Genomic DNA, 13,044 nt, shown 5'->3' on the forward strand with positions numbered 1-13,044 from the left:
GGAGGAGACAAAACCATGAAAAAAATGCTTTCCCTGGTGGGTGCCGCCATGCTGCTGGTGCCTTGCAGCGCGGTGATGGCGCAGCAGTATTTTGTGCGTGTGGGAGGGGCGCATATTTCGCCCCATTCCACGGCCTCCGATGTGGCGGGGCCCATGCTGCCACCGCCGCCTTCCGGTATCGGCCTGGAGGTGCAGTCGGCCAGCACGCTGTACTTCACTGTGGCGCGCTCGATCAACGACAACCTGGAAGTCGAGTTTGCGGCAGGCTACCCCCCCACCCACGCTTCGACCGCCAAGCTCTCGCCCGCACTGCCAGCGCATGTGCTGGCGTACCAGGGGCAGGTGCTGGCCCGGGTTCGGCAGATTGCGCCCACCGTGTTCCTGAACTACAAGTTCGGCGAGCCCACGAGCCGGTGGCGTCCCTCGGTGGGCTTGGGCATCAACTACACCAACTTTGACAAGCGCACTTCGACGGCGGCGGGCAATGCGCTGAACGGCGGGCCGACCCATATCTCGATGGGCGACTCCTGGGGCCTGGCCGCGCAGGTGGGGCTGAGCTATCGCATCGATGAACGCTGGTCGATCCAGGGCGCTCTGATGACGGCGCGGGTGAAGAGCCGCCTGACCGCCACCACCGCTGGCGTGCCGCGAACCATGGACATCCGGTTCCGGCCGGCCGTCTTCACCTTGACCGCGGGCTATGCCTTCTGAGCCGCTTTCGGCCCACGCGGCAGTGCCTGCGAGCCTGTCGTTGAACGAGCTGCGCCGTTTGTTTCAGGATCTGCCGGCGCCTGCGCCAGCCATGCGGGCAGGCTTCTACCAGGCGCGGTTCATCGGCCCCTGGTGGCTGCGTTGGTCGGGGCCTGTGGGTGTGGCGTTGGGTGGGCTGCCGGGTTGGCAGGGCAAACGCTTTCTGTCACCAGATCGCGCCACCAATGTGCTTGCGCGCCGCGGGGTGCAGACCGAGTGCCTGCACATGCAATGCTCGGAGGGGCCATCGCCCATGGATGGCCGACCGAGCGTCCTGCTGCACTACGGCGCCCAGGCGCCGCGACCTTGGCGCTGGGTGCGCGATGAGCTGCGCGCGCTGGATGCCAGCCATCTGCTGGGCATGACGGTGATCCACCTGCCAGGATTGCGCGGGCAGGCCTTTCCCTTCTTGCTGGAACGCCAGGCATGACGCCTTCTGCGGATGACTTCGACCACGATGTGGTGGTGGTGGGCTCCGGCTTCGGTGGCAGCGTCAGCGCCTTGCGTCTGGCAGAAAAGGGCTGGAAGGTGGCCTTGCTGGAGCAGGGGCGCCGCCTGTCGCCCGAAGACCTGGAACGCGCTGGAACCGATGCCCGCGCCCTGGCCTGGATGCCCAGCCTGGGCCGTAGCGGCCCGTTGGCGCAGGAGGTCTTTCAGCATGTGGGCATCGTGCGTGGCATTGGGTTGGGCGGTGGCAGCCTGGTCTATGCGGCCGTGCTGCTGCGTCCGCAGGAAGCGTTTTTCACCGACCCCGCCTGGCCCGACGCCGAGGGCGGCTGGCAGGCCGAGCTGGCGCCGCATTACGCCACCGCAGAGCGCATGTTGGGTTTGGCCACCAATCCCTACCCAGGACTGCAGGATGAATGGCTGCGCGAAACGGCCCGCCGGATGGGGGCGGAGCCCAGCTTCGGCCCTGTGCCACAGGGCATTTTCTTTGGTGCACCGGGCCGCGCACATGCCGATCCCTTTTTTGCCGGGCAAGGTCCGGCGCGCAAGGGGTGCGAGCGTTGTGGCCGCTGCATCACCGGCTGTGCGGTGGGCGCCAAAAACTCGTTGGACAAGAACTACCTTCACCTGGCTGAGAAGGCCGGAGTGGCGGTTCGGGTGGAATGCCAGGTCACCCATCTGGAGAAACTGCCGGGAGAGGGCTACCGGTTGCACCTGCGCCACCCTTGGCAGCGCAGCGTGAGCCTGCCGCCACTCCGTGCTCGCCGGGTGGTGCTGTCTGCCGGGGTGCTGGGGACGCTGGATATTTTGTTCGCATCGCGCGACCGCTATCGCACCCTGCCGGATGTGCCTGCTTCCCTGGGCCAGCATGTGCGCACCAACAGCGAGGCCGTGGTGGGCATCCTGGCGCAGGATGCACAAACCGACATCTCGCAGGGCACCACCATCTCGACCCACTTCCACCCGGATGCGCACACCCACATCACGCAGAACCGCTTTCCCCCGAGCTATGGCTTCATGCGCATGTACATGGGGCCCTTGGTCGATGGAGCGCGGCCCTGGCGGCGGGGGGCGCAGGTGCTGTGGGCCTTTGTGGCGCGGCCCGTGCGCTCCACGCGCTCCTTCTTTGCGCGCCACTGGTATCGGCGCATGTCGGTGCTGACCGTGATGCAGCATGCAGACAATGCCATGGCCTTCGGCTATGGGCGCACCTTGCTGCGCGGTGGGCGCTGGGGTTTGCGCTCACAGGTGCCCGGCGGGGCACGGCCGCCGTCCTACCTGCCGCAGGCCAACGCCGCCGCGCGGCATTTTGCGCAGGCCTGCGGTGGCCAGGCCATGAATGTGCTGTTCGAGAGCCTGGGAAATCTGTCGGTGACGGCGCATGTGCTGGGCGGTGCTGTCATTGCCAGCCGTCCGGAGCAGGGCGTGGTCGATGCACACCACCAGGTTTTTGGGTGTCCCGGTCTGTATGTGGTGGACGCCAGCGCCATCCCGGCCAACGTGGGGGTCAATCCAAGCCTCACGGTCACAGCCCTGGCCGAGCGCTTTGCCATGCGTTTTCCGCACCGGTGATCCAGGGCTGTCGAGGGTCGCTTGGCAAGCCCTTAGACTCGCCGCATGCTGTTTCCTGCTTTCGACCTGCGGTGCCTGCGCCGCATGCTCGGTGCGGTGCTGGCCGTTGGTGCCACCGCCGCCTGGGCGAATCCGGGCATGTCCTGGCCCGCTGAAGTGGAGGCGGCGCTGGCGCGCGCCAAGCTGCCGCGCGAGGCGCTGTCGGTGTATGTGGCCGATGCACAGGACGCCCGTGCGAACGCGCGCCTGGCTTACCGGGCCCAGGAGCCGGTCAACCCCGCATCGGTGATGAAACTGGTCACCACCTACGCCGCGCTGGATCTGCTGGGGCCTGCCTACACCTGGAGCACGCCGGTGTATATCGATGGCGTGGTGCAGGGCGGCAGCCTCAAGGGCAATGTGTACATCCAGGGCCAGGGCGACCCCAAGCTGGTGCTGGAGCGCCTGTGGCTGTTGCTGCGGCGCCTTCAGGCGCAGGGTGTCCAGGTCATCGTGGGCGATATCGTGCTGGACCGCAGTGCGTTCACCGTGCCTGCACACGACCCCGGACGCTTTGACGGCGAGCCGCTGCGCCCCTACAACGCGGCGCCGGATGCGCTGCTGCTCAACTACAAGTCGGTGGTCATGACTTTTGTGCCAGACCCTGTGGCGGGCGTGGCGCGCGTGCAGTACGACCCGCCGTTGGCTGGCGTGCAGTTGCAGCCCACCGTGCCGCTGGCCCCTGCGACGGCAGAGTGTGGTGATTGGCGGGCAGGTTTGCGCGCCGACCTGGGCAACCCCGAGCGCACGGTGTTCCAAGGCAGCTATTCCGCCCGCTGCGCAGAGCGTGTCTGGGCCGTCGCCTATGCCGACCCGGCAGGCTTTGCCGCGCGTGCCGTGGAGGGCATGTGGCGCGAGCTGGGCGGCAAGCTCACCGGGCGCGTGCGCGATGGCCAGGTGCCTGCGGGGCTGCGCCCCGCGTTCCAGTCCACCTCCCCTGCGCTGGCCGAGGTGGTGCGCGACGTGAACAAGTACAGCAACAACGTCATGGCGCAGCATGTGTTCTTGTCCTTGGCCTTGCAGAAAAACCCGGTGGCCAGCTTCGAGGGCGCGCAAGAGGTGCTGCTGCAATGGTGGCGCGCGCGCCTGGGCGATCAGGCGCCCCCGGTGGTCGATAACGGTGCGGGCCTCAGCCGCGAGGCGCGGGTCAGCGCGCTGGGCCTGGGGCGGATGCTGCAACAGGCCTGGGTGTCGCCCGTGATGCCTGAGCTGGTGTCCTCGCTGCCCATTGTCGGCATCGACGGCACCTTGCGCCGCAGCAAGAGCAGGGCGGGTGCGGCCCACCTCAAGAGCGGCAGTCTGCGCGATGTGCTGGCCGTGGCCGGGTATGTGCATGCCGCCAGCGGGCGCCGCTATGTGCTGGTGGCCATCGTCAACCACCCGTCGGCTGCGGCGGCACGGCCAGTGCTCGATGCGCTGGTGGACTGGACTGGACGCGACCAATAACACCACCAAGCTGCATTCTGACCATGCCCTGGATTGACTGGATCGGCTACCTGGCCGCTTGCCTGACCACCTTGAGCTTTGTGCCGCAGGCACTGCACACCTTCCGTACGCGCGACGTGCGCGGCATCTCCCTGGGTATGTACAGCGCATTCACGCTGGGGGTGGCCTTGTGGCTGGCCTATGGCGTGGCGCTGCGGGCCTGGCCCATTGTGGTGGCCAACGCGGTCACCCTGTGCCTGGCGGCGGCCATTCTGGCCATGAAGCTGCGTTACGGGCGCAGCCGTTGAGGTTTGGGTCAAAAATGTGTCGCAGACGCGTCTTTGGTGAGACCGGGTTCGCGTAATTCCCGATGTCCGAGTTCCTGCGGCTGGGCACCATCGGGCTTTTGTGACCAGAGGTATCAATCCATGAATGCTTTCCGTCTCTCCTGTGTGGCTGGTGCGGCCTTGTTGCTGGTGGCCTGTGGCGGGTCCGACGATCCTGTGCGGGGCTCGCTCATCGATACGCCCGTTGTGGTGACCACGCTGAGTGCCGCACAGATCAATGCAGCGACGGCCGCCAGTGGCCTGCAGGCGCTCAGTGGCCAGGCCAAGTGCGACGTCAAGGTGGTGGCACTCAACTACAACACCGTGGGCGCCAAGGGCAACGACAGCAGCAACGCCTCAGGCGTGATGCTGGTGCCTGCCGGAGCGGCCTGTACGGCGCCCGCTGCACTCGTGGCCTATGCCAAGGGAACCGATCTGGAGAAGCCCCGCACCCTGGCCAACCCGCAGGACAAGGAAACCTTCCTGCTGGCGGCCATGTACGCGGCCCAGGGCTATGCCGTGGTGGCTTCCGACTACCTGGGTTTCGCCAAGTCGCAGTACACCTACCACCCCTATCTGCATGCCGATTCCGAAGCCACTACCGTCATCGACTCGGTGCGTGCCGCGCGCAACGCTGCGGGCGCGGTCGGCGCCACGTTGTCGGGCAAGGTCATGTTCACGGGGTATTCGCAGGGGGGGCATGCGTCCATGGCGGCGCAACGTGCCGCCGAGCGCGACCACCCCACGGAATTCAACGTGGTTGCTGGCGCCCACCTGTCGGGTCCTTACAACCTGTCGGGATCGCTCAAATTGCCCGATGCGATCGCGGGCTTCCAGTTCTTTGTGCCCTATCTCGTCACCGCGTGGCAAAAGGTCTATGGCACGGTGTACACGGACGTCAAGGCCGTGTTCAAGGCGCCTTATTCGAACTACATCGAGAACCTGCTGCCCAACCCCACGCTCAACTACACCACCTTGGTGACCAGCGGCATGCTGCCGGGCGGCACGCCCAACCAGGCGCGCGATGCACTGTTCCAATCCGAGTTTCTGGAAGGTGCGCGCACCAGCAGCACCCATCCTCTGGCGGTAGCCGCCAAGAAGAACGACCTGCTGGGCTGGAACCCCAAGGCGCAGGTGCTGCTGTGTGGCGGTGCGGGCGATCCGACCGTACCTCCTGCCGTACACCAGGTGGTGATGAAGGCAGATTTCGATAGCCGTGGCTTGAAGAACGTCAGCTCGGTGGATGTGGATCCCATGATCCAGGCCACTTATGGCCCCGGCGGCAAGGCCCCGACCGATCCCACCTCGGCCGCCTTTGCCACGTATTACGGCTCGTACCACGGCACGTACACGCCGCCGTTCTGCCATGCCCAGGCGCGAGGCCTGTTCGATGCAGTGAAGTGACTGCGGACACGCAGGCACCATGAAAAACGCCCCGGCCTTGGCCGGGGCGTTTTGTTTGGGAGTCTGTCTCCGCCGGTGGAGCGGAGGGTCGCCGGGCTACCAGCGGGCGCGCAACTTGTCGTAGGCGTAATTGCCAAACTGGCGATGGGCCGATGGGCTGAGATACACCTTGTCGGCAAACACATAGGCGTCCACGTTGGCGCCGGACACCAGGGTGGAAGCGGTGCACAGTGCCGAGTTCACCTGGCCGGTACCGATGCCAATGCCATTGCCTGCGTCCACCGATGTGCACACCGGGTCGGCGGCGTTGGTGAAAAAATAGGCCCCCGGCACCGACGTGTAGAGGTTGACGTAGTACGCCGCATCCACGTACAGCACCTTGTTGCCCAGGTCGTTGAGGGCAATCAGCAGCCCTTCATTGAAGCGCAGGCTGGCATCGGCCAGCAGCGATTCCTGCTTGATGCTGACCGCCCAAGGCGTTTTGCTCAGATCGTAGGTGCCGGCCACCACCACGTGGGGGGCTCCGGCATTCACGAGCCTGCGCACCTGTGCCGCCAGGGCCTGGCCGCTCTGTTTGGCCTGCGCCACGAAATCGGCGCTGCTGAGCGTGCCCGCCTGCACGGCGGCCATGCCGACGATCAGGTCGCTGATGCCGCCGTTGACCACGGCGATGTCGTTGGGCTCAAAAGCCTTGCTTGCCAGAAAGCTGTCGATTTGCTCGGTGATGGTCGGGGTGCTCGCGTTGCCCGCGGCATCGGGCTTGCTGGAGACGCGTGCATTGCCCTGGGCATAGCTCAGGCCGCCTGTGGAAACCGGGGCAACGGTCTTGCCGTAGCGCGAAGCGAGCTGGACCGTCCAGTTGTTCACCGTGCCGTTGTTGACGGTGTAGCGCGAGCCCGTTTGCCCCGCATCGCTGAAGGCGTCGCCAAAGGCAATGAAACGGTTGGGCGTGATCGCCGACTCCGTGGTGCTGGAGCCGCAGGCCGCCAGAAGCATTGCCGACGCACATGCGGCGACCAAGGCGGTGCGGCGCATCCAATTTGCTGCCATGTTGTGTTCTCCGGTAAGGGTTCGGTAGTTTAACGAGTGGCGTGGCGCCGGGCCTCAGGCCGCGGCGGCACGTTGCAGGCGGTCGCGCACACCTTCCCAGTCGGGGGTGTCGGGCGGTGTCTCGATCCAGATGAGCCGTGCACCGGCGTCGTCGAAACTGCGCAGCGCGGCAAACAGCTGCTGGGCCGTGGCCTCGGCGTCGTCGGGCATGCGCCGCAGCAGCACCTGCGGCGACGCGCTGCGCAGCGGAGCGCGCGCATACACCGCCAGGTGCGCGGCCTCGGCGCCGAGCAGGTCCAGACCCGTCTGCAGCGCCTTGGCATCCATGAGGCGCACCTTGGCGTTCGGCGCGTAATGGGCTTCCAACGTGCCTGAGGCCCGTGGTGTCAGCGCGGGGAGCTCTTCTTTTGATAGCGGTTCGATGCCGCAGGCGGCCGCGATCTGGGTGCGCGTGATGGCGCCGGGGCGCAGCAGCACGGGCACGCCGCGCGTGCAATCGACGATGGTCGATTCGATGCCCACGCCGCAGGGGCCGCCGTCGAGCACCAGCAGCGATGCGCCGAACTCGTCCTGCACATGCAGTGCCGTGGTGGGGCTGACGCGGCCGAACCGGTTGGCGCTGGGTGCGGCCAGGCCCCACACGGGCGGGCCGCCGAACTCGGGGCCGTCGCCGGGCGCGGCGCAGGCCTGCAGCACGGCATGGGCCACGGGGTGGGCCGGGCAGCGCAGGCCCACGCTGTCCTGGCCGCCGGTGGCGGCCGTTGCCACGCCACTTAAGCGCGGCAGGATGAGCGTCAGCGGGCCGGGCCAGAACGCATCGACCAGGGCCTGGGCGAAGGCCGGCACCTCGCGCGCGAAGTGCGTGATGCCCGATGCGTCGGCCACGTGCACGATCAGCGGGTGGTCGCTGGGCCTACCCTTGGCGGCGAAGATCTGCGCCACGGCGGCGTCGCTGCTGGCGTCGGCCGCCAGTCCGTACACCGTTTCGGTGGGCAGGCCCAGCAACGCGCCGCCGCGCAGCGCGCGTGCCGCAGCGGCGATGGCCGAGGGATCGTTGCCGTCGAGGATCATGGGGCGGCTCAGAAAGGCGCGATGCCCAGGATGGCGGCCGCCTGCAGCGCCGTGGCGCGCGCCTGCGGTGCCGTGGGGGCGGTGATATTCAGGTGCCCCATCTTGCGGCCATGCTTGGCCAGCGTCTTGCCGTACAGGTGCAGGTGCGTGCCGGGCAAGGCCAGCACCTCGGCCCAGGGCGGCGTTTGCGCCGTCTCGCCGCGGGCGAACCACAGGTCGCCCAGCAGGTTGAGCATGACGGCGGCGCTGTGCTGGCGCGGCTGCGTCAGTGGAAGGCCGGCCATGGTGCGCACCTGCAGCTCGAACTGCGAGACGTCGCAGGCATTCTGGCTGTAATGGCCGCTGTTGTGCGGGCGCGGCGCGATCTCGTTGACGACCAGGCTGCCGTCCTGCAGAACGAAAAACTCCACACACAGCACGCCCACGTAGTCGAGGCCTTGTGCTATGGAAATCGCAGCGCTTACCGCTTGACTGGCAAGCGCTGGCGGCAGATTTTCTTCATGCACCTCGGTCACGGCCAGGATGCCGTCGCGGTGCAGGTTGCGCTGCACCGGCAGATGCACGGTGGCGCCGTCGGCGCCGCGCGCCACGATCACCGAGCATTCGAGCTGCAGCGGCAGCATCTTCTCTAACACGCAGGGCACCTGGCCGACCGAGCCCCAAGCGGCGGCCAGCTCGGCGGCGGTTTTCACGCGCACCTGGCCCTTGCCGTCGTAGCCCAAGCGGGCGGTTTTCAGAATCCCGGGCAGCAGATCGGCGGGCACGGCGGCCAGCTGTTCGGCCGTCTCGATCACGGCATAGGGTGCGCAGGGCACGCCGCAGCGCACGAAATGCGCCTTCTCCTGGGCGCGGTCCTGCGCCACGGCCACGGCGCGTGCGGCCGGCGCCACGGGGCACTGCCCGGCCAGCGCGGCCAGGGAGACGGCGGGCACGTTCTCGAACTCGGTGGTGACGGCGTCGCTGAGCGCCGCCAGCCGCGCCAGGCCGTCGGGGTCTTCGTAGCCGGTCTGGATGTGGTGGTGGCTCACCCGTCCGGCGGGGCTCTCCACGTCGGCATCGAGCACGGCGGTGAAATAGCCCATGGCCTGCGCCGCGTGCGCGAACATGCGGCCGAGCTGGCCACCACCCAACACGCCGAGCGTGCTGCCGGGGGGCAAATAGCGGATGGGGTGGGCGCTCATCGGGCAGCGGGGGGCAAGGTCATGTTGCGCGCCACCTCGGTCTGGGCGGCGCGGAAGGCTTCGAGCCGCTGGCGCAGCGTGGGGTTCTCGTTGGCCAGCAGCGCGACGGCGAACAGCGCCGCGTTGGCCGCGCCCGCCGTTCCGATGGCGAAGGTGGCCACGGGGATGCCCTTGGGCATCTGCACGATGCTGTGCAGCGAATCCACGCCCTGCAGGTGGCGGCTGGCCACCGGCACGCCCAGCACGGGCACGGTGGTCTTGGCCGCGATCATGCCCGGCAGGTGGGCCGCGCCGCCTGCGCCCGCGATGATGGCCTTGAGCCCGCGGCTGGCGGCGGCCTCGGCGTAGGCGAACATATCGTCGGGCATGCGGTGGGCCGAGACCACGCGGGCCTCATGCGCGATGCCAAATTGCTGGAGAATCTCGACTGCGTGCTGCATGGTGTCCCAGTCGCTGCTGGAGCCCATGACCACACCGATCTGGATGGGTGTCATAGTGTGAGGTGCGGAGCGCCGCGCTGGCCGCCTGTTGCAGAGTGTGAACCCGAGATTTTACTTTTTGCCACCCGGTGCCGGGGAAGGGCCATTGCCACATGATCGACATCACCGTAGAAAACTTTGAAGCCGAGGTCATCGCTGCCTCCATGAATGTGCCCGTGCTGGTGGATTTCTGGGCGCCCTGGTGCGGCCCGTGCAAGACCCTGGGGCCCGTGCTCGAAAAGCTGGAAACCGAGTACGCAGGCCGTTTTGTGCTGGCCAAGATCAACTCCGATACCGAGCAGCAAATTGCCGCCATGTTCGGCATTCGCAGCATCCCCACCTGCGTGCTGCTGATGAACGGTCAGCCCGTGGATGGCTTCACGGGCGCGCTGCCCGAGGGCAAGGTGCGCGAGTTTCTGGATCGCCACGTGCCCAGCGCCGAAGAAGCCCTCGCTGAAGCCGAGGAAGAGGAAGCCCAGGATGCTCTGGCCAGCGGCGACACCGATGCTGCACTCGAAAAGCTCCAGCACGCGGTGGCCACCGACCCGGCCAATGACGATGCGCGCTTCGACTACGTCAAGCTGCTGCTGCAACTGGGTCGCGACGATGATGCCAAGGTGGCCTTCGCTCCGGTCATCGCCAAGGCCGCTGGCTCGCGCCGCCTGGGGGCGCTCAAGGTGTGGATGGATGCTATAGATTTTGTAGCTATTGGCGCAAATCCAGAAGGCGCCATTGCCGAATTTGATGCAAAGATTGCTGCCAACCGGCGTGACTTTGAAGCGCGCTTCGGCCGCGCGCGCTGGCTGATGGCCCACCAGCGCTGGACGGAGGCCATGGACGAGTTGCTCGAAATCCTCATGCGCGACAAGGGCTGGAACGACGAGGCTGCGCGCAAGACGTATGTCTCCATCCTGGAAATCATCGAGCCGCCCAAGCCCAAGGTCGCCGAAGGCCAGATCCCGCCCGAAGACCCCGTGGTGGCCAGCTACCGCCGGCGCTTGAGTTCGGTGGTGCTGAGCTGAACGCCTGCCGCCTTCACGCAGCCCGGCGTGACTGCACCACAGGCTGCGCGGCGGGCACGCCCTCCGTAGCCAGCACCCGGCTGGGGTTGAGGCTGCGAATGGGAATCGAGCGGTCTTGCGGAATGCCGCCCGAGAGCTGCAGCGCCAGGTAGCGCCCGCAGCACACGCGCAGAAACGACGCAAAGTTGTCCACGCTGCCGCGCTCGGCCAGCAGTTCGTCGTGCAGCCGCGCGCACAACTGGGGTACACCCATGCCGTCGCGCGCGGCAATCTCCTCCAGCACCTGCCAGAACAGGTTCTCCAGCCGGATGCTGGTGGCCACCCCATGCAGCCGCACCGAACGGGCGCGGCAGCTGTACAGGGCGGGGTCGGCACTGATAAAGACCTGGCACATGGCGGGTATCTCCAGGGGGCTGAAAGCAGCCGCCATCTTGCGCGCCCGTACAGGGGCGTGCAAGCGGGCAAGCCCGGAGGACTCAGTGCGTGATGCGCGTACCCAGCACGGCCAGGAACTGCGCAATCCAGTCCGGATGTGCGGGCCAGGCCGGGGCAGTCACGAGCTTGCCGTCGGTGTGGGCCTTGTCCACCGCGATGTCGGCATACCGGCCGCCGGCCAGTTCCACCTCGGCACGGCAGGCCGGGTAGGCCGAGCAACTGCGGCCCTGGAGCACGCCCGCGCCCGCCAGGAGCTGCGCCGCGTGGCAGATGGCCGCCACGGGCTTGTCGGCCTCGAAAAAGTGGCGCACGGCAGCCACCACGGCGGGGTAGGTGCGCAGGTACTCTGGTCCGCGCCCGCCGGGCAGCACCAAGGCATCGTAGTCCTGGGGCCGCACTTCGGCAAAGCTGGCGTTGAGCGTGAAATGGTGCCCCGGCTTCTCGCTGTAGGTCTGGGCACCCTCGAAGTCGTGGATGGCGGTCTTGATCTGCTCGCCCGCCTTCTTGTCGGGGCACACGGCGTGCACCTGGTGGCCTACGGCCAGCAGCGCCTGGAAGGGCACCATGGTCTCGTAGTCCTCGCAGTAATCGCCACAGATCATCAGAATCTTTTTTCCGGCCATGCGTGTCTCCTGGGGTTGGATAGAGGAGTCCGCATTCTTGCGGCGCAGGCGCGATCTGTGGTGTTAGCCGGTTACTACATCGCCCGGCCGGGCGGTGCCAGGGGCATCAGCCCGTCAGGCGTTGCAGGGCTTCGCGGTACTTGGCCGCGGTTTTTTCGATGACCTCCTGCGGCAGGCGTGGCGCGGGGGCGGTCTTGTCCCAGGGCTTGCCGTTGACCTTGGCCTGCTCCAGCCAGTCGCGCAGGAACTGCTTGTCGTAGCTGGGTGGGTTTTCGCCCTTGGCCAGGGCCTCTGCGTAGCCTTCCACGGGCCAGTAGCGGGAGCTGTCGGGGGTCAGCACTTCATCCATCAGCACCAGGCGGCCCTGTGGGTCCAGGCCGAACTCGAACTTGGTGTCGGCAATGATCATGCCCTTGGTCCGCGCGATGTCTGCGGCGGCCTGGTAGATGGCAATGCTCACGTCGCGGATCTTGGCGGCCAGTTCGGGGCCGATCATCTCCACCGTGCGCTCGAAGGTGATGTTCTCGTCGTGCTCACCCACGGCGGCCTTGGCCGCTGGGGTATAGATGGGGCTGGGCAGCTTGGCTGCGTTGGTCAGGCCTGCGGGCAGGGGCACGCCGCACACGGACTGGCTCTCCTGGTACTCCTTCCAGCCGCTGCCGGCCAGGTAGCCGCGCACCACGGCTTCCACCGGAATGGGCTGCAGGCGCTGCACCAGCATGGAGCGGCCACGCACCTGCGCTGCCTCGGCTGGGCTGACCACGCTCTCGGGGGCTTCGCCGGTCAGGTGGTTGGGGCACAGGTGGCCCAGCTTGTCGAACCAGAACAGCGCCATCTGGGTCAGCAGCTCACCCTTGCCCGGAATGGGCTCACCCATGATCACATCGAACGCCGAAATGCGGTCGCTGGCCACCATCAGGATGCGGTCGGTGCCCACGGCGTAGTTGTCGCGCACCTTGCCGCGTGCCAGCAGGGGCAGGGAGCTGAGGGCAGAGGTGTGCAGGGCGGTGGGGTTGGACGGGAGGTTCATGGAAAAACGCTGTCAGGGGAGTGTGCGCGAATGGATGCCGCCGTGCGGCGGTCTGGGCCCAGGGGGCCTGCGCATTGTATGCGGCGTGCCTTTCCGTCCACGAGGTGGAGGCGGCGCAGGAGAGGAACCCAACCATTGTGCGCCGTTTTGGGGCGTTTGGCACCTGTTGCGGGAAAACCCGCTGCTCTGC

At 67.2% G+C, this 13,044-nt stretch carries 14 protein-coding genes; 7 read left to right on the forward strand and 7 right to left on the reverse strand.

All coding sequences use genetic code 11. The annotated features are described in order from the left end of the window. Positions 1-15 precede the first annotated feature (15 nt). The 6 genes from GWK50_RS00895 (at position 16) to GWK50_RS00920 (ending at position 5,963) form a co-directional block, all read left to right on the forward strand. Entirely contained in the window at positions 16-711 is a 696-nt protein-coding gene (locus GWK50_RS00895; protein ID WP_162014856.1) for an OmpW family outer membrane protein, read from the forward strand. Beyond that, a complete protein-coding gene (locus tag GWK50_RS00900) occupies positions 701-1,180 on the forward strand; it encodes a hypothetical protein (RefSeq protein ID WP_162014857.1) in 480 nt (159 codons plus the stop codon). Before GWK50_RS00895 ends, GWK50_RS00900 begins: the two co-directional genes overlap by 11 nt. Then, entirely contained in the window at positions 1,177-2,769 is a 1,593-nt protein-coding gene (locus tag GWK50_RS00905) for a GMC family oxidoreductase (protein WP_162014858.1), read from the forward strand. The genes GWK50_RS00900 and GWK50_RS00905 overlap by 4 nt, the downstream gene beginning before the upstream one ends. Before the next feature lie 45 nt (positions 2,770-2,814). Further along, positions 2,815-4,254 (forward strand): D-alanyl-D-alanine carboxypeptidase/D-alanyl-D-alanine-endopeptidase, encoded by a 1,440-nt coding sequence (gene dacB, locus GWK50_RS00910; RefSeq protein WP_162014859.1) that lies wholly within the window; start codon positions 2,815-2,817, stop codon positions 4,252-4,254. 23 nt (positions 4,255-4,277) lie between these two features. Beyond that, the gene (locus GWK50_RS00915; protein ID WP_162014860.1) at positions 4,278-4,541 is read left to right on the forward strand and encodes a SemiSWEET transporter; all 264 of its coding nucleotides are present in this window, start codon (positions 4,278-4,280) and stop codon (positions 4,539-4,541) included. 120 nt (positions 4,542-4,661) lie between these two features. After that, positions 4,662-5,963: a lipase family protein gene (locus tag GWK50_RS00920; RefSeq protein ID WP_162014861.1), complete on the forward strand. Its 1,302-nt coding sequence runs from the start codon at positions 4,662-4,664 to the stop codon at positions 5,961-5,963. A gap of 96 nt (positions 5,964-6,059) precedes the next feature. Here GWK50_RS00920 and GWK50_RS00925 read toward each other — a convergent pair whose 3' ends face one another. From GWK50_RS00925 to purE, 4 genes are read right to left on the reverse strand one after another with little or no spacing between them, the layout of a single operon-like run. Then, positions 6,060-7,013, reverse strand: a complete 954-nt coding sequence (locus GWK50_RS00925) for an SGNH/GDSL hydrolase family protein (RefSeq protein ID WP_162014862.1) — start codon at positions 7,011-7,013, stop codon at positions 6,060-6,062. 54 nt (positions 7,014-7,067) lie between these two features. Continuing rightward, complete coding sequence (locus GWK50_RS00930; RefSeq protein WP_162014863.1) at positions 7,068-8,084, reverse strand: L-threonylcarbamoyladenylate synthase; 1,017 nt, start codon at positions 8,082-8,084, stop codon at positions 7,068-7,070. 8 nt (positions 8,085-8,092) lie between these two features. Beyond that, positions 8,093-9,265 carry a 5-(carboxyamino)imidazole ribonucleotide synthase gene (locus tag GWK50_RS00935; protein WP_162014864.1) on the reverse strand — a complete coding sequence of 391 codons (1,173 nt, stop codon included), beginning with the start codon at positions 9,263-9,265 and terminating at the stop codon, positions 8,093-8,095. Then, a complete protein-coding gene (purE, locus tag GWK50_RS00940) occupies positions 9,262-9,759 on the reverse strand; it encodes a 5-(carboxyamino)imidazole ribonucleotide mutase (RefSeq protein ID WP_162014865.1) in 498 nt (165 codons plus the stop codon). The genes GWK50_RS00935 and purE overlap by 4 nt, the downstream gene beginning before the upstream one ends. A gap of 98 nt (positions 9,760-9,857) precedes the next feature. Here purE and trxA point away from each other — a divergent pair, with 98 nt between their 5' ends. Next, positions 9,858-10,766, forward strand: a complete 909-nt coding sequence (trxA, locus tag GWK50_RS00945) for a thioredoxin (RefSeq protein WP_162014866.1) — start codon at positions 9,858-9,860, stop codon at positions 10,764-10,766. 13 nt (positions 10,767-10,779) lie between these two features. On the opposite strand, the gene GWK50_RS00950 is transcribed toward trxA, so the two are convergent. The 3 genes from GWK50_RS00950 to GWK50_RS00960 all read right to left on the reverse strand — a co-directional run bounded on the left by GWK50_RS00950 (position 10,780) and on the right by GWK50_RS00960 (position 12,854). Beyond that, on the reverse strand, positions 10,780-11,160 hold the full coding sequence (locus GWK50_RS00950; protein ID WP_162014867.1) for a ribbon-helix-helix domain-containing protein: 381 nt from the start codon (positions 11,158-11,160) through the stop codon (positions 10,780-10,782). An 82-nt stretch (positions 11,161-11,242) separates the two neighbouring features. Next, positions 11,243-11,824: a DJ-1/PfpI family protein gene (locus GWK50_RS00955; protein ID WP_162014868.1), complete on the reverse strand. Its 582-nt coding sequence runs from the start codon at positions 11,822-11,824 to the stop codon at positions 11,243-11,245. A gap of 106 nt (positions 11,825-11,930) precedes the next feature. Then, on the reverse strand, positions 11,931-12,854 hold the full coding sequence (locus tag GWK50_RS00960) for a phosphoribosylaminoimidazolesuccinocarboxamide synthase (protein WP_162014869.1): 924 nt from the start codon (positions 12,852-12,854) through the stop codon (positions 11,931-11,933). Between the last annotated feature and the right edge of the window lie 190 nt (positions 12,855-13,044).

The organism is Acidovorax sp. 210-6 (assembly GCF_010020825.1).
GTDB classification, from domain to species: Bacteria; Pseudomonadota; Gammaproteobacteria; order Burkholderiales; family Burkholderiaceae_C; genus Simplicispira; species Simplicispira sedimenti.

Bases quoted from the DNA above. Each gene is read 5' to 3' on its own strand.
- GWK50_RS00895 (WP_162014856.1), top strand. From the start codon at position 16: ATGAAAAAAATGCTTTCCCTGGTGGGTGCCGCCATGCTGCTGGTGCCT.
- GWK50_RS00900 (WP_162014857.1), top strand. From the start codon at position 701: ATGCCTTCTGAGCCGCTTTCGGCCCACGCGGCAGTGCCTGCGAGCCTG.
- GWK50_RS00905 (WP_162014858.1), top strand. From the start codon at position 1,177: ATGACGCCTTCTGCGGATGACTTCGACCACGATGTGGTGGTGGTGGGC.
- dacB (WP_162014859.1), top strand. From the start codon at position 2,815: ATGCTGTTTCCTGCTTTCGACCTGCGGTGCCTGCGCCGCATGCTCGGT.
- GWK50_RS00915 (WP_162014860.1), top strand. From the start codon at position 4,278: ATGCCCTGGATTGACTGGATCGGCTACCTGGCCGCTTGCCTGACCACC.
- GWK50_RS00920 (WP_162014861.1), top strand. From the start codon at position 4,662: ATGAATGCTTTCCGTCTCTCCTGTGTGGCTGGTGCGGCCTTGTTGCTG.
- GWK50_RS00925 (WP_162014862.1), bottom strand. From the start codon at position 7,013: ATGGCAGCAAATTGGATGCGCCGCACCGCCTTGGTCGCCGCATGTGCG.
- GWK50_RS00930 (WP_162014863.1), bottom strand. From the start codon at position 8,084: ATGATCCTCGACGGCAACGATCCCTCGGCCATCGCCGCTGCGGCACGC.
- GWK50_RS00935 (WP_162014864.1), bottom strand. From the start codon at position 9,265: ATGAGCGCCCACCCCATCCGCTATTTGCCCCCCGGCAGCACGCTCGGC.
- purE (WP_162014865.1), bottom strand. From the start codon at position 9,759: ATGACACCCATCCAGATCGGTGTGGTCATGGGCTCCAGCAGCGACTGG.
- trxA (WP_162014866.1), top strand. From the start codon at position 9,858: ATGATCGACATCACCGTAGAAAACTTTGAAGCCGAGGTCATCGCTGCC.
- GWK50_RS00950 (WP_162014867.1), bottom strand. From the start codon at position 11,160: ATGTGCCAGGTCTTTATCAGTGCCGACCCCGCCCTGTACAGCTGCCGC.
- GWK50_RS00955 (WP_162014868.1), bottom strand. From the start codon at position 11,824: ATGGCCGGAAAAAAGATTCTGATGATCTGTGGCGATTACTGCGAGGAC.
- GWK50_RS00960 (WP_162014869.1), bottom strand. From the start codon at position 12,854: ATGAACCTCCCGTCCAACCCCACCGCCCTGCACACCTCTGCCCTCAGC.